19 protein-coding genes and 1 tRNA gene are annotated in these 21948 nt (G+C 62.3%); 15 read left to right on the top strand and 5 right to left on the bottom strand.

From position 1 onward, the window contains the following. Positions 1-148 precede the first annotated feature (148 nt). Positions 149-403, top strand: coding sequence for a hypothetical protein (locus ACMGE0_RS11025; RefSeq protein WP_436815904.1), 255 nt, complete (start codon positions 149-151; stop codon positions 401-403). A 4-nt stretch (positions 404-407) separates the two neighbouring features. On the opposite strand, the gene ACMGE0_RS11030 is transcribed toward ACMGE0_RS11025, so the two are convergent. Next, on the bottom strand, positions 408-1049 hold the full coding sequence (locus tag ACMGE0_RS11030) for an exopolysaccharide biosynthesis protein (RefSeq protein WP_436815905.1): 642 nt from the start codon (positions 1047-1049) through the stop codon (positions 408-410). A gap of 421 nt (positions 1050-1470) precedes the next feature. Here ACMGE0_RS11030 and ACMGE0_RS11035 point away from each other — a divergent pair, with 421 nt between their 5' ends. Continuing rightward, complete coding sequence (locus ACMGE0_RS11035) at positions 1471-1752, top strand: hypothetical protein (RefSeq protein WP_436815906.1); 282 nt, start codon at positions 1471-1473, stop codon at positions 1750-1752. 143 nt (positions 1753-1895) lie between these two features. On the opposite strand, the gene ACMGE0_RS11040 is transcribed toward ACMGE0_RS11035, so the two are convergent. After that, the gene (locus ACMGE0_RS11040) at positions 1896-2156 is read right to left on the bottom strand and encodes a DUF982 domain-containing protein (RefSeq protein WP_436815907.1); all 261 of its coding nucleotides are present in this window, start codon (positions 2154-2156) and stop codon (positions 1896-1898) included. 379 nt (positions 2157-2535) lie between these two features. Here ACMGE0_RS11040 and ACMGE0_RS11045 point away from each other — a divergent pair. Then, a tRNA-Cys gene (locus ACMGE0_RS11045) sits at positions 2536-2609 on the top strand. A 20-nt stretch (positions 2610-2629) separates the two neighbouring features. Here ACMGE0_RS11045 and ACMGE0_RS11050 read toward each other — a convergent pair. Further along, on the bottom strand, positions 2630-3571 hold the full coding sequence (locus ACMGE0_RS11050; protein WP_436815908.1) for a lytic transglycosylase domain-containing protein: 942 nt from the start codon (positions 3569-3571) through the stop codon (positions 2630-2632). 380 nt (positions 3572-3951) lie between these two features. Here ACMGE0_RS11050 and ACMGE0_RS11055 point away from each other — a divergent pair, with 380 nt between their 5' ends. The 7 genes from ACMGE0_RS11055 (at position 3952) to exoR (ending at position 12438) form a co-directional block, all read left to right on the top strand. Further along, positions 3952-4245 (top strand): hypothetical protein, encoded by a 294-nt coding sequence (locus ACMGE0_RS11055; protein ID WP_436815909.1) that lies wholly within the window; start codon positions 3952-3954, stop codon positions 4243-4245. A 234-nt stretch (positions 4246-4479) separates the two neighbouring features. Next, positions 4480-4677: a hypothetical protein gene (locus tag ACMGE0_RS11060; protein WP_436815910.1), complete on the top strand. Its 198-nt coding sequence runs from the start codon at positions 4480-4482 to the stop codon at positions 4675-4677. 154 nt (positions 4678-4831) lie between these two features. Beyond that, complete coding sequence (locus tag ACMGE0_RS11065) at positions 4832-5485, top strand: protein-L-isoaspartate O-methyltransferase family protein (RefSeq protein ID WP_436815911.1); 654 nt, start codon at positions 4832-4834, stop codon at positions 5483-5485. Positions 5486-5731: 246 nt separating this feature from the next. Beyond that, positions 5732-6589: a PopZ family protein gene (locus ACMGE0_RS11070; RefSeq protein WP_436815912.1), complete on the top strand. Its 858-nt coding sequence runs from the start codon at positions 5732-5734 to the stop codon at positions 6587-6589. 205 nt (positions 6590-6794) lie between these two features. Further along, positions 6795-9626, top strand: coding sequence for a valine--tRNA ligase (locus ACMGE0_RS11075; RefSeq protein WP_436815913.1), 2832 nt, complete (start codon positions 6795-6797; stop codon positions 9624-9626). A gap of 359 nt (positions 9627-9985) precedes the next feature. After that, positions 9986-11125, top strand: coding sequence for an OmpP1/FadL family transporter (locus tag ACMGE0_RS11080; protein WP_436815914.1), 1140 nt, complete (start codon positions 9986-9988; stop codon positions 11123-11125). A gap of 542 nt (positions 11126-11667) precedes the next feature. Further along, positions 11668-12438 (top strand): exopolysaccharide production regulator ExoR, encoded by a 771-nt coding sequence (gene exoR, locus ACMGE0_RS11085; RefSeq protein ID WP_436815915.1) that lies wholly within the window; start codon positions 11668-11670, stop codon positions 12436-12438. A gap of 9 nt (positions 12439-12447) precedes the next feature. Here the strand turns inward: exoR and xth are convergent, their stop codons facing one another. Both xth and erpA read right to left on the bottom strand, forming a co-directional pair. Continuing rightward, positions 12448-13251: an exodeoxyribonuclease III gene (xth, locus tag ACMGE0_RS11090; protein ID WP_436815916.1), complete on the bottom strand. Its 804-nt coding sequence runs from the start codon at positions 13249-13251 to the stop codon at positions 12448-12450. 99 nt (positions 13252-13350) lie between these two features. Beyond that, a complete protein-coding gene (gene erpA, locus ACMGE0_RS11095; RefSeq protein WP_436815917.1) occupies positions 13351-13680 on the bottom strand; it encodes an iron-sulfur cluster insertion protein ErpA in 330 nt (109 codons plus the stop codon). A gap of 174 nt (positions 13681-13854) precedes the next feature. On the opposite strand from erpA, the gene ACMGE0_RS11100 reads away from it, so the two are divergent. The 5 genes from ACMGE0_RS11100 to ACMGE0_RS11120 all read left to right on the top strand — a co-directional run bounded on the left by ACMGE0_RS11100 (position 13855) and on the right by ACMGE0_RS11120 (position 21938). After that, a complete protein-coding gene (locus tag ACMGE0_RS11100) occupies positions 13855-15072 on the top strand; it encodes a deoxyguanosinetriphosphate triphosphohydrolase (protein WP_436815918.1) in 1218 nt (405 codons plus the stop codon). A gap of 62 nt (positions 15073-15134) precedes the next feature. Beyond that, a complete protein-coding gene (argS, locus tag ACMGE0_RS11105; protein WP_436815919.1) occupies positions 15135-16892 on the top strand; it encodes an arginine--tRNA ligase in 1758 nt (585 codons plus the stop codon). A 66-nt stretch (positions 16893-16958) separates the two neighbouring features. Further along, positions 16959-19958, top strand: a complete 3000-nt coding sequence (locus tag ACMGE0_RS11110) for an SPOR domain-containing protein (protein ID WP_436815920.1) — start codon at positions 16959-16961, stop codon at positions 19956-19958. A gap of 79 nt (positions 19959-20037) precedes the next feature. Next, positions 20038-21054: a beta-N-acetylhexosaminidase gene (gene nagZ, locus ACMGE0_RS11115; RefSeq protein ID WP_436815921.1), complete on the top strand. Its 1017-nt coding sequence runs from the start codon at positions 20038-20040 to the stop codon at positions 21052-21054. 26 nt (positions 21055-21080) lie between these two features. Next, entirely contained in the window at positions 21081-21938 is an 858-nt protein-coding gene (locus ACMGE0_RS11120; protein ID WP_436815922.1) for a segregation and condensation protein A, read from the top strand. Positions 21939-21948 lie beyond the last annotated feature (10 nt).

A 21948-nucleotide genomic window follows, 5' to 3' on the forward strand; every position in this document is an offset into this window, starting at 1 on the left:
CTTTGGCGTTTTGCCAAGCGGTTTTTGCAAAAAAATCCAACTTGGTTGTTTTATCCCCGTTGAAGCCCCATTTGCACGGAAAAGGTGGCTTTTGGGATAAGGAGTTTCATCCCTGGTGGCAGACGAGCGGAAGTCGTCGAGATTCGGAATGGACCCGCAGAGCGGCAAGCTGGCGCTCGGCAGCTTGCGGATTCCCATGCCGCGTTCGCGGATCGGTCGGGTCATTGTCGGTGTTGTGTTGATATTCGGCGGCACCTTGGGGTTCCTGCCGATTCTCGGTTTCTGGATGATGCCGCTGGGGTTCCTGGTTCTCTCGCACGACCTGCCGCTCGTACGGCGGCAAAGGCGTCGCATCGCACTCTGGTGGGCAAGGCGCCGGGCGCGCAAGGCCGAGCAGAACTGAAGGTTCAGCCGAACAGCGAGGCAAGCCCCTGGCCGGCGCTGAAGGCGGCATAGGCGAGCGCGCCGAAATAGATGACCGTGATGACGTTGAAGACGTAGCCGCCGAGCACGATGAGCCCGTCGCGCTGGATCATGCCCGTCGAGAGCAGCAGGATGGCGATGCCGGGCAGCGTGTTTGAGAACGGTACGAGGCCGAGCGGGAACATCAGCAGCACGCCGGCGACCGTGATCGCGAGACCGTTCACCCGGTTGACGAGCTTGCCGGTCGTCAGCGCCGAAAGACGCGGCTTTAAAAATCGGTCGAGGCGGGAGACGATGTTGACGCCTTTTTCCAGCGCCGGCACCAGTTTTTTGGTGTCGAGCTGGCGGTCGAGGATCTTCTTCGGCAGCCAGGGCAGGCGGTTGGCCATGATCGCCAGGCTGATCAGGATGATCGCGGCGCCGAACACGGTGCTGACGCCGGGAATGGAAACGGGAATGAGGAAGGGCAGGGAGGCGACGGCGCAGATGAGAAGCAGGCCCTGTTCCCCGACCGCATCCATCAGCTCGCGCAGCGTGACCGATTGTCCTTTGATGCCGTCGATGAGCTTGCGCAGCGTCTCGCTGAGCGAGGTCGAGGTATCCTGAAATTCGATGTCTGCGTCCAAATCGATGCTCCGCTCAGCCTCTTTCGGGCCGGATGCATAGCAGCATTCGGCCTGTGAGCAAAGACCTGAGCAAAGACGCGAAGCCGCATGCGCGGGTTTCACGGCGTCGAGCGGAGCCTTATTCGGACCCGAATGGCCGACGCTCTATTTCCACTGCACCCAATGGTCATAGGCGCCGCACGCCAGCACGATCGCGAGGATCGCGATGACGACCGGATTGAGGGTTGTGATGAATTCCAGATATTCCACGACGGTTCCTCCTACCGCATGTTCGCCGCCCGGTGACTCCCCACCTTGACAACGCCATTATTCTAACACAGTTCCGCCCGCTTCGCTACATGAGCATTCATGCACGGACTCTGGCGCGTTTCGCCCCGAATCGGTAGGATATCGGCGGGATTGAAGACGAGGGCGAATATTGATGTTCAGAGTGATAGAGGGCGGCCTCTCGGCCCGCCCGCCGATGGCTGCCGGGCCGGCGGATGACGCGGTTCCGAGCCGGGAAGAAGTGTTTCGGGAAGCCGAACGGCGTATCCGGGCGGCCGGCTTCGAAACCTGGCGCAATCGCGAAGCGCTGACGGGCATTCCCATCCCGCGCGAGATCCGTTACTTGGCCATGCAGATCGGTTACGTGGCGGAAGCCATCGGCAGATTGACCGACATTCCGGCTGATTTCCGCTCCGACATCTATTGGCCCGGCTGAGCGCCGCGGGACGTATGCGGCTGCCGCCGATCATCGGGAAAGGGTAACCTCCTCCCACGGCAGTTCCTGCCGTGAAGACGCACCCGTTCCGCCTTCCGGCGAACGCGCGACAAAATATCGAACCGCCGCTTAAGGCGCCGCGGTCAGCCCAGCATTTTCGCTTCGATGCTGGCGAGCACGAATGTTTCCCGAACTTTCTCCAGGGGGATCCCGCGTTGCAGGCAGGCTGCGCATTCTCTCAGAGCCTTGATATAGTAGGTACCCTCGCGCACCGGCCACCGCCACTTGAGATATTCCAGGGCCTCCCGCGGGCCGCGGATTGTTTCGGGAAAACCGTATCCGACACGTACTCTGACTGGGGAACTCCACAAGGCTTCGTTTGCTTCGGTTACGTCACTCATCATTTCCACACCTCGTATTGCGGCGCGAACAACCCACAAGATGGGGTTTGGTTCCATCATTTTTGATAAATTTTTCCCCTTCCCAGGTCTGGCCGGCGCTTGCCCGCGATGGCTCCGAAACTTGGCGGAAACTGCTCCCGAGGCGCCGCATCGGTCGCAGGATATCTCCTGAAGATCGGGGTGGCGGGAGCCGGAGTTCTGTTGCTGTCGGCGCCCGGCCTCGGCTTGTGGATATCGGCGGACGCAGCCGCGGAGTTTTCGCCCTTCGGTAACCGTCTTCCGCCTTGTTCAGGAAAAAGAAGACAATCCGCCCGAACCCGCTTGCACCGTCATTCGATTCGTTCTAAACGCCCGACACCACTCGCTCTTCATGCGTTCGGATGGCCTCGTGGCGGAGTGGTGACGCAGAGGACTGCAAATCCTTGCACCCGAGTTCGATTCTCGGCGAGGCCTCCAATCTCTTTACAGCTACGTCATCAGTTCCTGAACACGGTGCAGGCCCCTCCCGCGGCCTTGATCTCGCTGCAGAGCTGCGTCGCCTCCGCCCGGGTTTCCCGCCCGATCCTTGCCGCGTATCGCGGCCGATGGCCGAAATTTCCGCCTCGCTGACGAACCATGAGGGCCCTTTCGGAATTGAGCGGTTCCGGAAGCCTGCTGACGGCATTTGTGAGGAGCCGTCCGGCCACGCTCGGGTCATAATGAGCGGCGAGTTGCACGCCCCAGGGAGCCCAATCGGCGGAGCCGATCAGAACCGGTTCCCTGATGCGGCGCGTGCTCGCGAGTTCCACGCAGCCGTCCATGAAAGGTTTGGAAGCATCGAGGGGAGGGGCTGCGGTCTCCGGCGGCTTGTCCTTCCAGATCTCGACCGGGTATCCCGTGATGGCGAACACGTAGTCGCGGGTCTCGATCGGCAACCGCCCCGCTTTGAGAAAGGTTTCCAGGCCCGTTTCGCCCGCATTGTAGGCGGCTGCGGCAAGGCCGAGATTTCCGTAACGGCCGCGCAGGTCGTCCAGGTACCGCGAAGATGCGGCGAGCGCCTCTATGACGTCGAAACTGTTGGAAAGCCCGCGAAGCCGCGCTGTTCCCGGCATGAATTGCGCGATGCCCTCCGCGCCTTTGGGGCTCACCGCCTCCGCTCGGAACAGGCTTTCCCGCCAGATAAGGCGCGCGAAGAACTCGGGCGGCAGCGCATTGGCGGCGGCGACACGCTCCATCACATGGCAGAGGTCGCGGTTGTAGCTTTCGCGCCGGATGCATAAGGGCTCGGTCTCGTCCTTTTCCGGGCGTTCATACAGGCAGCCGTCGACCGCTGCCTCCTCGCCTGCGGAATAGGCTCCGCCAGGGTAAGCCGCTGCACCGGACGAGGCCAAACCTACGGCGATGAGACCACGGACCACTGTCAACCGCGCGATCGTCATCGGTCCTAACCCAGCGTCTGCCTCAGCGCTTGCATCGATGGGTCGGCTCCGACGACCTCGGCCCCGGCGGGTTGCCTGCAACCTCTCTCATCGCGACCAACGCCTCCGTCCCGTTCTGTCCGGCTTTGCTGCCGCTTCGATGGCGGCAAGGGTGAGATAGGGGTGGTCTCCGAGAGTGGCAACCCCCGCTGCGAAAGGATCCGATTGCCTGTGGTTCCCGGGCGTTGTGAGGCCGGGCCCGATCGCCGTGACAGACCCTGTGACCGAGAACGATCCATTGCCCATGATGAGATCATATTTATATGGCCGTGTGGTATTGGGGTATTGACAAAACTCTGATTAGTTGTCTCATGTATTGAGGTGCCCGGGGAAGAATCCACATGTCAAAGCTGACAGCATTCGCAAAGATGCGTGAACTTATAGATACGCTGGGCGACGATCCGGGCGACATATCCGAAGCCTTTCTCAATGCGATGATCGACGGCCAGGCGATCAATATTTCAGACGATACAGTTAGCACCATCTTGTCGCAATACGCGATGAGAGTGTCGGAGATTGCCGGAATCGCTCCCGACACTACGTTGATGAATATCCTGTTTCACGCCAAGGTGATGGTGGATTTGGCGGCTGGAGATGCGTTAGGCGTGCAATATTATTCGCTCAACGTGCAGTAAAAAATATCTATCTAAGTATTCCTTAATGTTTTTTTCTCGCGTTGCCTGAAGGGCCGGCGCCGGTTGCGCGATCGTCGAACCATGACGCGCATTTTTCCTGAAATCCCTCGGCTTCCATCGAACGGTTCTGCGCTTCGCATGCGCCGCAATATGGTTAATTTTTAACTTTCTCATCCTAGCCTGGGAACGGAAAGGCCTGTTCATGGCTTTATGGGCGGAACGGAGGGAAGCGATATGATCACCAGGACAATCACCGTAAAGCGCCAGCCGGCCAACGAGGTCGAGGGTACCGGCACTTTTGCCGACGGGATTTTCCCGCTGACTTCCGCAGAACAACTCGCCTTCGACAGGGATCACGGTCTGCGCTCCTCCTATGGAAGGGATTATCTTGCCGCCCGCAAGCTCGACGTGGCGCCTCCGGCCTACGCCTGATCCATCCGCTTCCTCCCATCCGCGACGAACGTTTCCGCGATCTTCTCCGCTTTTTTGCTTGGAAGCGGAGCAGCGTCTTGAAAGCGTGCCGCAGCGTCAGTAAGACGGAACGCATTGGACCGGCTTCTCGCCGGGTGTTTTTAGGACGACAGAGATGATGGATTTCGAAGCAGCACGGACGAAGATGGTGGAAAATCAGATACGCACCACCGATGTCACGTCGCACTCGGTTCTGCGGGCCTTCTACACCGTTCCGCGCGAAGCCTTCGTGCCGGCCAAGGCCAAATCGCTCGCCTATATCGACACGGATATCGAGGTGGCGCCGGGCCGTTACCTGATGGAGGCTTCGCCGCTCGCCAAGCTCCTGCAGCTTGCCGCGATCACCAGGGACCACGTCGTGCTCGAAGTGGGGACCGGCAGCGGTTATGCGTCCGCCGTCTTGTCGCTGCTTGCGGGTTCCGTGGTTTCGCTGGAGGTGGACGAGGCCCTGGCGGCCCAGGCTGCGGAAACGCTTTCTTCGCTCGGCTACGACAATGTCGCTGTGGTGACCGGCGCGCTGGAAAAAGGATATGCCGACGAAGCGCCTTACGACCTGATCTTCGTCAACGGTGCAGTCGAGGAAGTGCCGGCCGCATTGCTGGAGCAGCTCCGCGAGGGTGGCCGTCTTGTCGCCGTCGTGGGCTATGGCAACGCCGCCCAGGCGAAAGTGCTCGTGCGCGAGCAGGGCGTGATTTCCGAAGGCGCCCATTTCAATGCCTCGGTGAAGCCTTTGCCGGGTTTCCGCAAGACACGGGAATTCGTCTTCTGATCGCCGGAAGGGATCCGAATGCATCGATGGGAAAGGGGCCTTCGAGGCCCTTTTTCGTTTTGGACGAATATAGCTCCCGTTCCATTGAAGTGTGACATACGGGATTCACGTCGCCACAAAACTGTGCATCGGTCAGGGGCGTTAGGCACTTGTCGTTGTTTCCGACTCCCCTAGCGCCTTAAACTGACTGCGATTCGGAACGCGTTTCCACCAGGCCGAATCGAGTGCCGGTAACAGGGGATGAAAATGGCTCAGCCAAATGTAGCGCGTGAACCCTCCATGGAAGAAATCTTGGCGTCCATTCGCCGGATCATTGAAAGCAATGAACCGAACGCCGAGAATGCATCGCTTCGCCCGCTGCCTCCGGCCTTCGACGAGGAGGAAATCGACGAATCCGAAGAGGCGGGTTTTGGCCCGGACATGGCTGCCAATGATCCCGGCTTGCCCACGCGCAACGAGACGATGAACTACGCGCCGGCACCGGCGGGCCAGCCGGCCCAGCCGGAACGCTCGCTGTCTCTGGCCGATGTCGCCGCACGGGTGCGCGCAGCGTCCGCGCGCCAGCAGGAAACGGGCAATATGCGCCCCGCTATGACCTCGACTGCTCCGGTTGCGGCTGTTCCGGCCCCGACTGCTCCGCCAGCCCGCCAGGAGGAGCAGGTTCCGTTGCGTCCCCAGACCTCCCGCATGCCTGAATTCCGCGAGCCGCCGGTTGCCCAGCCCGCTCCGGTCGTGCCGCAGCCCGAAGCCATGGACCGCTCCACCCCGCCGGCTTTCGAACCGCCCCGGCCGGTGGCGGCAAGGGCCGAAGCGCCTGCCCCGCAGGAGCCGAAGCTTGCTGCCGCTCCCGAACCGCGGAGCCTGCCGGCCAAGATCGAAGAGGCCGCAAATCTTCTGTCCGCCGAAGCGGGCGCCCAGGTCGCGAAATCCTTCGGCGATCTCGCCGCCGTGTTCAACGGCATGGAGCGCCGTTCTCTCGAGGAGATGGCGCAGGACATGCTGCGCCCGATGCTGCAGGAATGGCTGGACGACAACCTGCCGACGCTGGTCGAGCGCCTAGTGCGCGAGGAGATCGAGCGCGTGGCCCGCGGTCCGCGCCGCTGATCCACGGGTCAGCATAGCTGGTCCACGGGTCAGCATAGCTGGTCCCGGGTCAACCCAGCCGATCCAGCGGTCGGCGCAGCCGATCCGCCAGCCCGACCCGACATGGAACGGCCGCTCCGGTGACGGGGCGGCTTTTTTATTGACTTGGAACACCCCTTCCTATTTACACGCCGATATCTCTTCAAAGACCAAAACGGGTCAGAAAATGCTCGAAAAGACCTATGATTCCGCAGCCGTAGAACCGAAGATCGCAAAAGCCTGGGACGAGGCGGATGCTTTCCGCGCCGGCGTCAATGCGAAGCCGGGAGCGGAAACCTTCACGATCGTGATTCCGCCGCCGAACGTGACCGGTTCGCTGCACATGGGCCATGCGCTCAACAACACGCTGCAGGACATCATGGTCCGCTTCGAGCGGATGCGCGGCAAGGACGTGTTGTGGCAGCCGGGCATGGATCATGCGGGCATTGCGACCCAGATGGTGGTCGAGCGCCAGTTGATGGAGCGCCAGCTTCCGGGCCGCCGCGAGATGGGCCGTGAGGCCTTCGTCGAGAAGGTCTGGGAATGGAAGGCGGAATCCGGTGGTCTGATCTTCAACCAGTTGAAGCGCCTCGGCGCCTCCTGCGACTGGTCGCGCGAGCGCTTCACCATGGACGAGGGGCTTTCGAAGGCCGTCCTCGAAGTCTTCGTCACGCTCTACAAGCAGGGACTGATCTATAAGGACAAGCGTCTCGTCAACTGGGATCCGAAGCTGCTCACCGCGATTTCCGACCTTGAGGTCGAACAGCACGAGATCAACGGCAACCTCTGGCATCTGCGCTATCCGCTGGAGCCCGGCGTCACCTATCAATATCCGGTCGCCTTCGACGAGGACGGCAGACCGACCGAGTTCGAGACGCGGGATTATCTCGTCGTCGCCACCACCCGTCCCGAAACCATGTTGGGCGATAGCGGCGTTGCGGTAAACCCGGACGACGACCGCTACAGGTCGCTCGTCGGCAAGCATGTGATCTTGCCGATCGTCGGCCGCCGCATCCCCATCGTGGCCGACAGTTACGCCGATCCGACCGCCGGAACCGGTGCCGTCAAGATCACGCCGGCGCACGACTTCAACGACTTCGAGGTCGGCAAGCGTGCGGGCCTGCGCGCCATCAACATTATGAATGTCGACGGCACGATCACCATCAAGGACAACGAGGATTTCCTCGAAGGGCTCGATCATCCGGCGGCACTGCATGGCGCCTGGGACCGGCTGGACGGGCAGGACCGCTTCTATGCCCGCAAGGTCATCGTCGAGATATTCGAGGAAGCGGGCCTGCTCGACAAGATCGAGCCGCACAAGCACATGGTTCCGCATGGCGATCGCGGCGGCGTGCCGATCGAGCCACGCCTGACGGAGCAGTGGTATGTCGATGCCCATACGCTCGCTCAGCCGGCGATTGCTTCGGTCCGTGAGGGCCGCACCAGGTTCGTGCCGAAGAATTGGGAAAAGACCTACTTCGAGTGGATGGAGAACATCCAGCCCTGGTGCATTTCGCGTCAGCTCTGGTGGGGCCATCAGATTCCGGCCTGGTACGGCCCGGATGGCCAGGTCTTCGTCGAAAAGACGGAAGAAGAGGCGCTTCAGGCCGCGATCCAGCACTATCTGTCCCACGAAGGGCCGATGAAGGCCTATGTCGAAGATCTGCTGGAGAACTTCAAGCCGGGCGAGATCCTGACCCGCGACGAGGACGTGCTCGACACGTGGTTCTCCTCGGCCCTTTGGCCTTTCTCGACGCTTGGCTGGCCGGACAGGACGAAGGAACTGGAAAAATATTACCCGACCAGCGTTCTGGTCACGGGCTTCGACATCATCTTCTTCTGGGTTGCCCGTATGATGATGATGGGCCTTCACTTCATGAAGGACGAGGAGGGCAATCCGGTCGAGCCCTTCCACACCGTCTATGTGCACGCGCTGGTCCGCGACAAGAACGGTCAGAAGATGTCGAAGTCGAAAGGCAACGTCATCGATCCGCTGAACCTCATCGACGAATACGGCGCCGACGCGCTGCGTTTCACGCTGGCGATCATGGCGGCGCAGGGCCGCGACGTGAAGCTCGATCCGGCCCGCATCGCAGGCTACCGCAACTTCGGCACGAAGCTCTGGAACGCCACCCGTTTCGCCGAGATGAACGGCGTCAAGGCCGATCCGAAATTCATTCCGGAAACCGCCACGCTCACCATCAACCGCTGGATCCTGACGGAGCTTTCGGCGACGATCCGCGACGTCACCGAGGCGATCGAGACCCAGCGTTTCAACGAGGCGGCGGGCTCGCTCTACCGTTTCGTCTGGAACCAGGTCTGCGACTGGTATCTCGAATTCCTGAAGCCCGTTTTCGCGAGCGAGGACGGGACGGCCAAGGCGGAAGCCCAGGCCTGCGCGGCCTATGTGCTGGAAGAGACCTATAAGCTGCTGCATCCATTCATGCCGTTCATGACGGAGGAGCTCTGGGCCCATACCGATACGCGCGATGGCCTGCTCTGCCATGCCGAATGGCCGGCGCCGGAGTTTTCCGATCCGGCGGCAGCCGAAGAAATCAACTGGCTGGTCGATCTCGTCTCCGGCCTGCGCTCGGCGCGCGCCGAAATGAACGTGCCGCCGTCGGCTGTCGCGCCGCTGATCGTCGTCGGCGCCAATGAAACCAGCCAGTCGCGCCTCAAGCGCCACGAGGCGGCGATCAAACGCCTGGCGCGCGTCGAGGCCATCGAACTCGCCGGCGTCGCGCCGAAGGGAGCGGCTCAGATCGTCGTCGGCGAGGCGACCGCCTGCCTGCCGCTCGGCAATCTGATCGACCTTGCGGCCGAAAAGGCACGCATCGAAAAGGCGGTCGCCAAGACGGAGAGCGAGATGGACCGGACGGCCAAGAAGCTGGCGAACGAGAAGTTCGTCGCCAATGCCGATCCGGAAGTGGTCGCGGCCGAACGCGAGCGCTTCGCCGAACTCGAAGTGCAGCTTGCGAATCTGAAGACGGCATTGCGGAGAATCAGCGAAGCCGGCTGATCGGTTCCCCTGGGTGATCGAAATGCCGCGCCGGAAACGGTCGCGGCATTTTCTTTTTTCAGGCGCTGTGATCGCGGGCGGTGCTCCAAAGTGTGCGCCTGCTCACAGGCAGAAAGCCGAACTGTTGCGATATGAACACAGTCTGTCGCCGTGAAATGATAAAATTCTAACATTCCTGGGGTGTAACGCGCAGCAGTAGTAAATTTGTGCAGGAATGGCTCCCCGGACCTGTGTTCCCGATTTTTTTACGTAAATCAGGCAAGCTTTTGCGAAGCTGCAATCGCAACACCGGAAAGTTGTCATTCGGAACGAACCATCTACAAGTGATTCCGGTCACTTATCTGGGAGTGGGAGCAATTATGATAAGCAGACGCATTACAAGGGGACTTTTGGCTCTCGGAGCCGTCGGACTTTGGCAGACCCAGGTCCTCGCCGGTGGTTTTTCGTGGGGAGAGGCCAGCACCGATATTCTCTACGAACGGGGCAACGCGGCGGCGGAAGCCGGCGTGATCTATGTGAATCCGCACCGCAAATTCGATACGATCAGCGGCGTGAGCTCTTCCGACAGCCGTTACTCGCAGGACTATTTCATTCCGGATGTCGCCATCATGGGACGCCTCTCGGACATGTTCGCCTGCGCGTTCACCTACACGAGGCCGTTCGGCGGCGACTCGAAATACGGCACTCAGGCGCAGACGGCGGATCTGATTTCGAGCCCTCCGACATCCTACAGCAGCAAGAAATTCCACACCAACGAATATGGCGGGACCTGCGACGTCAGCTTCGAACTGGGCAAGGGCCGTCTGCATTTCATCGGCGGCGGCTTCATGCAGGACTTCGATTACGAGGCGGTCGCAAACATCGGAACCTTGAGACTGGAGGATGACTCCGCATTCGGTTACCGGCTGGGCGTAGGCTACGATATTCCCGAGTATGCGCTCCGCGCGCAGCTCATGTATCGGTCGGAAGTCAAGCATGAGGCAGACGGCGATTTCACGCCCAATCCGTTGCTCGGTCTGCCGGCGCTTCTCGATGCAAACGGTCACGGTTCCTTGCCTCAGTCGCTGAAGCTCAGCCTGCAGAGCGGCGTCGCGCCGGGCTGGCTGGTCTACGGTTCGGTGGAATGGACGGACTGGAGCGTTCTGCAGACGCTGAACTATAACATCGACATCCTCGGTGACCGCCAGGACGTCTATAACTGGCGCGACGGCTGGACGATCATGGCCGGCGTCGGGCACCAGTTCACCGACAAGATCGCCGGTACGGTCAACATACGCTGGGACAAGGGCGTCGGAACCGGGGCCGACATCATGACGGATACCTGGACTGTCGGCGCCGGCGCGGCGATCGATTGCGGGCCGGGCCAGCTTCGGCTTGGCGGCGCCGTCAGCTATCTGACCTCCGGCAGCCAGTCTCTCGCCGACGGAGCGACCTTCGATGCCACGGCGGACGGCGACTGGGCTTACGCCCTGACGGCCAACTATACCATCAAGTTCTGAACGCGACCGGGAACCGGCGCTGGATACGGACGGCCTGGCCGTCTTGATCCGGTGCCGGTTTTGCCGGCGGACTATCTCCGGGGCATCTATTCGTTCCGGAGATTTTTTGACGTTCTGCCGCAAGATTCTTGTGACGATTTGGCAACACTTTTGAGGGACTATTATCAGGCGCCTTGAGAGGGATTGTTTCTGTCCATTTCCCGCCACAAACAGGGCGCAGCGGTAGAGGGGTAACGGTCGCGGACCGCGGGGGCGGGGCGCGTTTTTGGAGTATCATGGGCGGGTTTCTTTATGAAAAGCCGGGCTTTTCGCGCGCCGGCGGGCGGATTCTGATGCCGTCCTCTCATGCGGCGGATGCGGCCGCAATGGGTCCTAGTCTTGCCGAAAACGGCAGTTACAGTTTCATCCCTCTCTCGGGAGGAACAGGCACCGGATACAACCGGATGAACCTTTTTCCGGCAGCGGGCGAAGCTCGGGCTGCCGTAGGAAGCCGTGTGCGGAGTGAAAGAAACTGAACCATGCCGAAGTCTGACATAGGATCCATGAGAGTATTGCTTCTTGGAATGTCGCTCGCCTCGGCTCTGGCGGGATCGGCGGCGGCCTTCGACATCAAATCGGGGGTTACCAAGGAATCGGGGCCTTTCGATCTCTTCAAGTTCGGCTTCAAGGCCTACAAGAACGGCCAGAAGGAAGATGCGGTCGAAGCCTATCGTTATGCCGCCGAAAAGGGCCATACGGGCTCGCGTTGGGCGCTGGCCAACATGTATGCCTATGGCGACGGCGTGGCGAAGGACGATTTCGAAGCCTTCAAGATCTACAACGAGATCGCTGCCCAAGGCGTCGAGCCCGGTTCGGAAGATACGGGCTTCTTCATCAACGCGCTCCTGTCGCTCGCCAATTATTACCGTCGCGGCATTCCGGGCAGCCCGGTCAAGCCCGATCTTTCGCAGGCGCGGCAGATCTATTTCCAGGTCGCTTCGACCTTCGGCGTTGCCGAGGCGCAGTTTCAGCTTGCGAAGATGATGCTTTCGGGCGAGGGCGGCACCGCCAGTATCCAGCAGGCGAAGAAATGGCTGAATCAGGCCCGCAGGAACGGGCATGCGGGCGCCATGTCCGTGTTCGGTAACGTGCTCTTCCAAGAGGGCCAGACGGTGCGGGGGCTCGCCTTCATGACGGCGGCGCTCGACAGATGCACCCAGAAGGATTGCATCTGGATGCAGCAATTGCAGGAACAGGCGTTTTCCGTGGCCGGCGAGGAAGATCGCCGCGGCGCGATTGCGCTGTCGCAGCAATTCGCCAATGGCGGCGACTGACGTCCTCGATTAGTTGAAGTCGAAAATCCCGACGACCGGCACGTGGTCGGACGGCTTTTCCCATGCCCGCACATGCTTCTCGATCGCGGTCGACTTCAGGCGGTCGGCTGCTTCCGCCGAGAGGAGCAGATGATCGATGCGGATGCCGTTGTTCTTCTGCCAGGCGCCGGCCTGATAATCCCAGAAAGAATAGAGTTTGGTTGCGTCGGTCGTCGCACGCACCGCATCGACGAGCCCGATGTTTTCGAGGCGGCGGAAGGCGGCCCGCGTCTCGGGCAGGAAGAGCGCATCCGTTGCCCAGACGGCCGGATCGAAACAGTCGTGCGGCTCGGGAATGACGTTGTAGTCGCCGGCAAGAATGAGCGGCTCTTCGAAAGACAGGCAATTTTGCGCGTGCTGGCGCAGCCGCTCCATCCAGGAGAGCTTATAAGGGTATTTCACCGGGTCGTCGGCAGGATTGCCGTTCGGCAGGTAGATGGAGGCGACGCGAATCGCGCCGCCGGGAACGGAAAAGACGCCCTCAATGTAACGTGATTGCTCGTCCACCTGGCCGTCCGGGCCTTGGCCGCCCGGAAGCCCGCGCATCACCTCGTCCGGCCTGATCTTCGAGAGAAGCGCCACGCCGTTGAAACCCTTCTGGCCGTGGGTCTCGACGTGATAGCCGAGCGCCTCGATCTCCAGCCGCGGGAAAGTCTCGTCGACGGATTTGATCTCCTGCAGGCAGACGATGTCAGGCTGGGAATCGGTGAGCCACTGGCGCAGGTTGTCGATGCGCGCCTTGACGCCGTTGATGTTCCAGGTGGCGATCTTCATGCCGGTCCCTCCGTCTGTTCGCTTCCTCTTTTAGCGAAAGAGGAAGCGTTGGGAAGGGCGAAGTGAACCGGAGCGGCCGATATCAGCCGAAGATCGATATCAGATGGAGAAGCTGGTGCCGCAGCCGCAGCTCGCGACGGCGTTGGGGTTCTTGATCTGGAAGGACTGGCCGAGCAGGTTATCGACGAAGTCGATTTCCGAACCCGCCATGTAGACGAGCGAGAGGCTGTCGATCAGCACCTTGGCGTCGCCGTTAGCGACGACGACATCGTCGGCTTCGGGTGCCTCGGCAAGGTCGAACTTGTAGGAAAAGCCCGAACAGCCGCCGCCTTCGACCGAGACGCGCAGCGCCTGCTTGCCGGTCTCGCCTCCGACGATTTCGGCGATACGCTTTGCCGCCGCATCCGAGAGGGTTACATTTGCATTCATTTCCGTCTCCTGCCGGGGTCAAGGCCCGGTGGTCCTGACAAAGTGAGTACCGGGCAAAGCCCGGAGGGTAAGCTCGAATAACTGTCACCGGCATTGCGCACGGCTTCACTATAGGTATGAAGACGGGAACCGCGCGTCAATGGGTGGGGTGCGCATGAGGAAGCAGGTGAAGGCATGACGATCGATACCGGGGTGCTTGGGTTCGGTAGCGGCGAGCGTGCGGTCTATGCGGCCAATCCGTGGGCGTCGCGCGGCCGGATGTTCCCGGAGGAAGTCAGCCTGACGCGTTCGGAGTTCCAGCGCGACCGCGACCGCATCGTCCATACGACCGCCTTCCGGCGGCTGAAGCACAAGACGCAGGTGTTCATCAGCCCCGACGGCGACCATTATCGCACGCGGCTCACCCATACGATCGAGGTGGCGCAGATCGCCCGTGCTCTGGCGCGTGCCTTGAAGCTCGACGAGGATCTCGCCGAGGGCGTGGCGCTGGTGCACGATTTCGGCCATACGCCCTTCGGCCATACCGGCGAGGACGCGCTGGACGAGATGCTGAAGCCCTATGGCGGCTTCGACCACAATGCCCAGTCGCTCCGGGTCGTCACCAAGCTGGAACGGCGCTATGCGGAATTCGACGGGCTCAATCTCACCTGGGAAAGCCTGGAGGGGCTGGTCAAGCACAACGGACCGCTGCTGACCAAGACGGGCGAGGGCACGCGCGGGCCTGTTCCGCAGCCGATCCTGGACTATTGCCAGCTTCACGACCTGGAAATCGCAAGCTATGCCAGCCTCGAGGCGCAGGTCGCGGCGATCGCCGACGACATCGCCTACAATACGCACGATATCGATGACGGCCTGCGCTCCGGGCTGCTGACTTTCGACATGCTGGAGGACGTGCCGTTCCTGGCGGGCTTGATGGCGGATGTGAGAGAGCGCTATCCGCATCTCGAAGCCAGCCGCTTTGCCTACGAGGTCACGCGCCGGCAGATCACCCGCATGGTCGAGGACGTAATCGGCGTCTCGCAGGATAACCTCAAGAAGCTGAAGCCTGAAAGCGCCGGCGACATCCGCGCTGCCGACTACGTGATCTCAACGTTTTCAGCGGACATGGCCGAGACCGACCGCTGCATCAAGAAGCTGCTGTTCTCGCGCATCTACCGCCACCCGGACATTATGCGCATCCGCGCCGGCGCCACGCAGATCGTCCAGGATCTGTTCAGGGCCTATATGGATGACCCGTCGCTGATGCGCAGCCATTACTGGGTCAACCACATTTCCGGTCTCGGCGAGGCGGCGAGAGCGCGTCATGTGGGGGATTATCTCGCCGGGATGACGGACACCTATGCGATCAAGGCGCATGGCGAGCTGTTTGACCAGACTCCCGATTTGCGCTAGGCACCCCGCAAACGTTAACGGCTTTAGCTGCCTGCATGGGCCAATATGCCCGGATGAGTGACATGAACCTGTTCGCCGACTTCGAAATCAGAATTAAGAACGCTTTGGAAGCTCTTGAGATCATCAAGGAAAAGCGAAGCGAGGTCGATTTCGGGCGTGTCACCGTGGAGCCGCCGCGCGACCAGAGCCACGGCGATGTCGCCACCAATGCCGCCATGGTTCTGGCAAAGCCGCTCGGCACCAATCCGCGCGCGCTTGCCGATGTCATCGCCGAGGCGCTGCGCTCCGATGCGGATGTCAGCGAGGTTTCGGTGGCCGGCCCCGGCTTTATCAACATCCGGCTTTCGACCGGCTATTGGCAGAACCTGTTGGCGTCGATGATCGGATCGGGCCTGAGCTACGGCCGCTCGACGCTGGGGCAGGGCAGGAAGGCGAATGTCGAGTATGTTTCGGCCAATCCGACCGGTCCGATGCATGTCGGCCATTGCCGCGGTGCCGTGGTAGGTGACGCGCTTGCGAATCTCATGGAATTCGCCGGCTATGACGTGACCAAGGAATATTACATCAACGATGCCGGCAGCCAGATCGATGTGCTGGCCCGGTCCGTCTTCCTGCGCTATCGCGAAGCGCTCGGCGAGACGATCGGCGAAATCCCGTCAGGCCTTTATCCGGGCGATTATCTCGTGCCGGTCGGCCGGGAGCTTGCGGCCGAATACGGACCGCGGCTGCACAATATGCCGGAAGAGGACTGGCTGCCGATCGTCAAGGACAAGGCGATCGATGCCATGATGGCGATGATCCGCGACGACCTCGACGCGCTGAACGTCCATCACGACATCTTTTTCTCCGAGCGCACGCTGCATGCCAACGGGGCGCAGCGCATCCGTACGGCCATCAACGACCTGACTTTCAAGGGGCATGTCTACAAGGGAACGCTGCCGCCGCCGAAGGGGCAGTTGCCGGAAGATTGGGAAGATCGCGAGCAGACGCTGTTCCGCTCGACGGAAGTGGGCGACGACATGGATCGGCCGCTGATCAAGTCGGACGGCAGTTATACCTATTTTGCCGCCGACGTTGCTTACTTCAAGGATAAGTTCGACCGCGGCTACGACGAGATGATCTACGTGCTCGGCGCCGACCATGGCGGCTATGTGAAGCGTCTGGAAGCGCTGGCGCGCGCCGTTTCCGGCGGCAAGGCGAAGCTCACCGTGCTCCTCTGCCAGCTCGTCAAGCTGTTCCGGAACGGCGAGCCGGTGAAGATGTCGAAGCGCTCCGGCAATTTCGTCACGCTGCGCGACGTGGTCGACGAGGTCGGGCGCGACGCGGTGCGTTTCATGATGCTTTATCGCAAGAGTTCCGAGCCGCTTGACTTCGACTTTGCCAAGGTGACGGAGCAGTCGAAGGACAATCCGGTCTTTTACGTGCAGTATGCGCATGCCCGCTGCGCGTCGGTCTTCCGGCAGGCGCAGAAGGCGTTTCCGGATATGGATGTCGAGGCTCTCGACCTTGCGGCGCATGTGGGCCTGATCTCGGAAGAGCACGAACTGAGGCTGGTTGCGAAGCTCGCAGAATATCCACGGGTTATTGAGGCCGCGGCCCAGGCGCAGGAGCCCCATCGGCTTGCTTTTTACCTCTATGATCTGGCAAGTTCATTCCATGCTCTTTGGAGTAAAGGCTCCGAAAATGCCGACTTACGCTTTGTTAACGATAAAAACCGACAATTAAGCGTTGCCAGACTTGGGCTGGTGCATGCTGTCGCCTCCGTTTTGAAGTCAGGACTTGCAATTACAGGCACAGCAGCACCGGAAGAAATGCGGTAGAAAACGCCACCATTTCCCCACATTGCACTGGCATATGCGTTGTAATGTAGGTGAGTGGACGAGGTAATGGCAGATAACAACCTTGCGCGTAGCCGGAATGATTTGCCGGATTTCTTTGCCGATGACGACCCGCTGGCAGAACTCGCCCGCATTGTAGGTTATGAGGATCGGCCCGTCGCAACCCCCGCGGCGCCGCTTGGCGCTGCCGCGCCTGAGCCCAGGCATGAACCGGCGCTCAATCTCGAAGACGAGTTGCTTCGCGAGTTCGAGCGCTATGACGCGCCCCGTCTCGATCCCGTACACGACATAACGCTGGACGAGGCGCCTTCCGTTCCCGGCCGATCGCTGGAGGCGGATGAACTCGATTTCATTCCCGTCGAGGCAAGCGCCGCCGAACTGCCGGCCTTTTTGCCGTCCGATCGCGAAGCGTTCGTTCACGGCGATCTGGATTTCGGCGACGAGGAAGCGCCGGCCGCGTTCGATGCTGCCGTTGAGAAGGTCGAGGCCGAGCCCGTCGAGGCTGAGCCGGCTGTCGAACCGGTGCAGCAGTCCGATCGTGCCGATCCGATTGTCGATCTGCCCGACCTTCCTGTCATGGGCGAGGTATCGGCCGTCCCCCAGGCATCGTTCTCCGGGCTGGACGAGCAGTCCGCCCAGGAGTTCGATCTTGCCGCCGAGCTGGAAAGCTCAATCGGCGCAGCATCTGCGGTCGAAGGCCAGTCCGATGTAAGGTCCGAGCCGAAGGGCAAGGGCGCCTACGTTCCGGGCTTCCGGATGCCGCTCGCCAATTTTGCCTCCGCGTCGGTACCGGCTCCGCGACAGGAGCCGGTCGCGCCGGAACCGGCCGGGCAGGCTTTCGATCTGCCAGCCCAGGAAGATTTTCCGGACCTGAAGCCGGAGCAGGCTTCCATTGCCGAGACGCTGGTATCCGAGCCGGCTAAGCCTGCAGACGTTCAGGCGGCTGCTCCCGCGGCATCCGTCGTTCCTCCGGCCTCCACCGAGCCGGCACGGGCAGAAACTCGGTTCTCCGCACTGGACGAGCTGATCTACGACGTCCAGCGTTATTCGTTGCCGACGGCGGCGAGTTTGCCCGCGGCCGCTTTCTCCAAAGTGCCCGAACCGGCTCCATCGGAGCCTCTCGCGACGCCCGCCATTGAGCCGGTAATGCCGGTCGCCAAGGCTCCGGCTCCCGAAGCTCCGGTAGCGAAGGCTCCGGCGGTTGAAGAAAAGGATCCTTTCTCCGACGAGGAGTTCGAGCTTGCGCTTGGCGATCTCGAACTGGATCTTGCCGACCTTGTCGAGGATGAGGCGCAGAAGCAGCCGGAAAAGACCGCGCCTGCCGCGAAAGCCGAAACGGCCCCCGCCAAGTCCGCGATGCCGGCCGTCCCCCCGGTGCCCGTCGCGGCGGCTGCGCCGGCGGTGACGGCGGAGACTGAGGCGAAGGAAGACGTCGAAACGATTGCCGACCTGCCTTTCGATCCGGCCCAGATCGCCGACTCCGAGGATCAGGTGGAGGCCATAGCCGAGCTCGACGTGCCCTCGCTGCCGGCGGAAGAGCCGGAACAGCCGCCGGTCTATCGCCCCGATTACGATCTCGATATCGATGCCGAACTCGCGACGCTCCTGATGACGCCGGAAAAGGCGGATGCGGCCCCGGCACGCAAGCCCGAGATTGCCATCGCTTCCGCGGCGCAGGGCGCGGCCGATCGCCCTGCTCAGGCTGGCCGTGCGCCGAACTATACCGATCTTGACGATTTCGAACGCGCGCTGGAGGAGGATTTCCGGCGCAGTCTTGCCGCTCCCCTGCCGCCGGCAGACAATGAAGAGCTGCATTATGCCGAGGCCGATTATCTCGCCACCGTGGAGAAGGCGCGCAGTTCCGCTCGAAGCTGGGCTGTGCCGGCAGTTCTCGCCGGTGTCGTCATCCTGGGTGGCGTCGGCGCCTATGCCTGGCTTGGCAATGGCGTGCCGGGCGTTGGTGGAAGCGGCGAGCCGGTCATCATCGCCGCCGATACCGAGCCGGTGAAGGTCGCCCCCGAAAACCCGGGCGGCAAGACCGTCCCGAACCAGGACAAGGCTGTTTACGATCGCGTGGCCGGCCTTTCGTCGCAGGATCCCAAGCAGGAGACGCTGATTTCCTCCAACGAGGAGCCCGTCGACGTCGTCCAGAAGACGCTGATGCCTGACACGCTGCCGCTGGAGGGTGAAAACGACATCGAGCCGACCGATGTGGCAGACACCGAAGACGCGCGTCTTCTGCCGCAGGATCAGCCTGAGCAGGCGGCCGCATCTGCCGAGCAGCAGCCCGTCACGGTCATGCCGCGCAAGGTGAAGACGATGATCGTCCGTCCGGATGGGACGCTGGTGGAGCAGGAAGTTTCCGCCCCCGCGCTTGCCGCACCGGAGCCCGCCAAGATACCCGCATCGGGCGCAAAGCTGCCGGAAGTTGCGGCTGCTTCGGGGCAGGCGCCGGTTTCGGCTCCTGCAACCCCTGTCCAGACCCAGCCGGCTGTGCCCGCTCCGAGCGCCGGCGTCGCCCCTGTCTCCGCGCCGGCAGCACAGGCAGCCGCATCCGAACCGTTCGATCCGGTTGCACCGGACATCGCGCTGCCTCCCGTCGAGGCGGCTGCCGCACCTGCCGCACCGGCTGAGACGCCCGCTTCCGCGCCCGCGCTCAGGGCTCCGGTTCCGATCGCCCGGCCTTCCGAACAGCCGGTCAACGTCGTCGCGGCCGTGACGGATCAGGGCAATGTCCGCGCTTCGAACCAGCCGGCTGCTCCGAGCCAGCAGCCTGCCGCGACGCAGACCGCCTCGCTCGGCGAGGGCGGTTACGTGATCCAGATCGCCTCGCTGCCGTCCGAGGCCGATGCCCGGAAATCCTACCAGAACCTGTCCGCCAAGTTCGGCGGCGTGATCGGTGGCCGCGGCGTGGACATCAAGGCCGCCGAAATCGCTGGCAAAGGCACGTTCTATCGCGTCCGCATCCCGGCAGGCAGCAAGAACGATGCCGTGGCGCTCTGCGAACGCTATCGCGCCGCCGGCGGAAGCTGCCTGGTCGCCCGGTAAGGACCTGCAGCGGAGGAAGTGGAACGGGGCGCCTGTCGCCCCGTTTTTTATTGCGCCTTCAATCGGCTAAGATCGGACCATGAGCGAATCAAAAGCAATGATCCTGGGCTCGAGCGGCCCGGCCCTCACCCCGGATGAAATCGCGCTGTACAGGGACGAGCGGCCCTGGGGTTTCATCCTCTTCGCCCGCAATTGCGTCGAGCCGGCGCAGATCGCCGATCTCGTGGCGGCGATGCGCGACGCGATCGACCGGCCGGATGCGCCCGTGCTGATCGACCAGGAGGGCGGCCGCGTGCAGCGCATCCGTCCGCCGATGATCGAGCGCTATCCCTCTGCCGCGGTGCTCGGCGAACTCTACCGGCAGGATCGGACGAAGGGCCTCAGAGCCGCCTGGCTGATGTCGCGCCTGCACGCCTTCGACCTCATGAAGTTCGGCATCAACGTCGATTGCCTGCCGGTCCTCGACGTGCCGGTCGAAGGCGCGAGCAACGTCATCGGCGACCGCGCCTACGGCTTCGACCCCAAGGCGGTGGCGGATATGGGTAAGGCGGCGGCGGAAGGGCTCAAGGCCGGAGGCATGCTGCCGGTCATGAAGCATATGCCCGGCCACGGCCGCGGCATGGCGGATTCCCATCACGAGCTGCCGGTCGTCACCGCCTCGCGCGCCCAGCTCGAAGCGCATGACTTCCTGCCGTTCGTCGCCATGAAGAACGAGCTGATGGCGATGAGCGCCCACATCGTCTTCACGGCGATCGACCCGAACGAGCCGGCGACCATCTCAGCCAAGGTGATCGACGAGATCATCCGCGGGCATATCGGCTTCGACGGTCTCCTGATGTCCGACGACACCTCGATGAACGCGCTGAAGGGCACGATCGGCGAGCGCGCGGCGAGGATAGTTGGGGGCGGATGCGATATCATCTTGCATTGCAACGGCGTCATGGACGAAATGAAGGCCGTGGTGAAGGAGGCTATCCCGCTTGCGGGCGAAGCGCTGAGGCGCGCAAAGGCGGTGGAAGCAGCCTTCAGACCGGGCGACGACGCCGACGAGGAGGCGATCCGCGCCGAGTTTCACGAATTGCTCGCCGTCTCCTGACGGCCGGCGACAGGACGAGGTTGGGAATGGCCATGAACATATCGCAGAATGCCATTCCGATGGACAAGCTCTGGCAGGGCGTCGCGGAACGGGCGACGGACGACCCGGCGCTGGTGATCGACGTCGGCGGCTTCGAAGGTCCGCTTGACCTGCTCCTCCATCTCGCCCGCAATCAGAAGGTCGATCTCTCCCGCATCTCTGTCCTGGCGCTGGCCGAGCAATATCTGAAGTTCATCGAGAGCGCCCGGCGGGTGCGCATCGAGCTGGCAGCCGATTATCTCGTCATGGCGGCCTGGCTCGCCTATTTGAAGTCGAAGCTCCTCATCCCGCAGCAGGCCAAGGGCGATGACGGTCCGAGCGGCGAGGAAATGGCCGCGACGCTCGCCTTCCGGCTGAAGCGCCTGGAGGCGATGCGCGAGGCTGCGACCCGGCTGATCAATCGCAACCGCCTTGGCCGCGACGTCTTCGCCCGCGGCGCGCCGGAACATATCCCGCATCGCGTCGAATCCGCCTACGATGCGTCGCTTTACGATCTCTTGTCGGCTTACGCGAACCTGCGCCAGCGCAACGCGGTCACGCAAGTCACGATCGAGAGGCGCAAGGTCTGGTCGCTGGTCGATGCCCGCGACCTCCTGACCCGCATGCTCGGCGAGGTCGCCGACTGGACGGCGCTGCAGCACTATCTGCTGCCTTTTCTTCCGCCGGAGGATCGGGTGACCGCGACCGCCAGCGCCTTTGCCGCCTCGCTGGAACTGGTGCGGGAAGGCACGCTCGAAATCCGCCAGGAGGGGGCGTTCCAGCCGATCTACCTGCGCAAGGGCCAGACGCCACGGGCCGTACCGCAACCCGCCACGGGAGGCGTGGCCACGGGAGGCGCGGATTGAGCCGGCAAGA

The organism is Neorhizobium descurainiae, assembly GCF_051400715.1.
Classification (GTDB): Bacteria; Pseudomonadota; Alphaproteobacteria; order Rhizobiales; family Rhizobiaceae; genus Neorhizobium.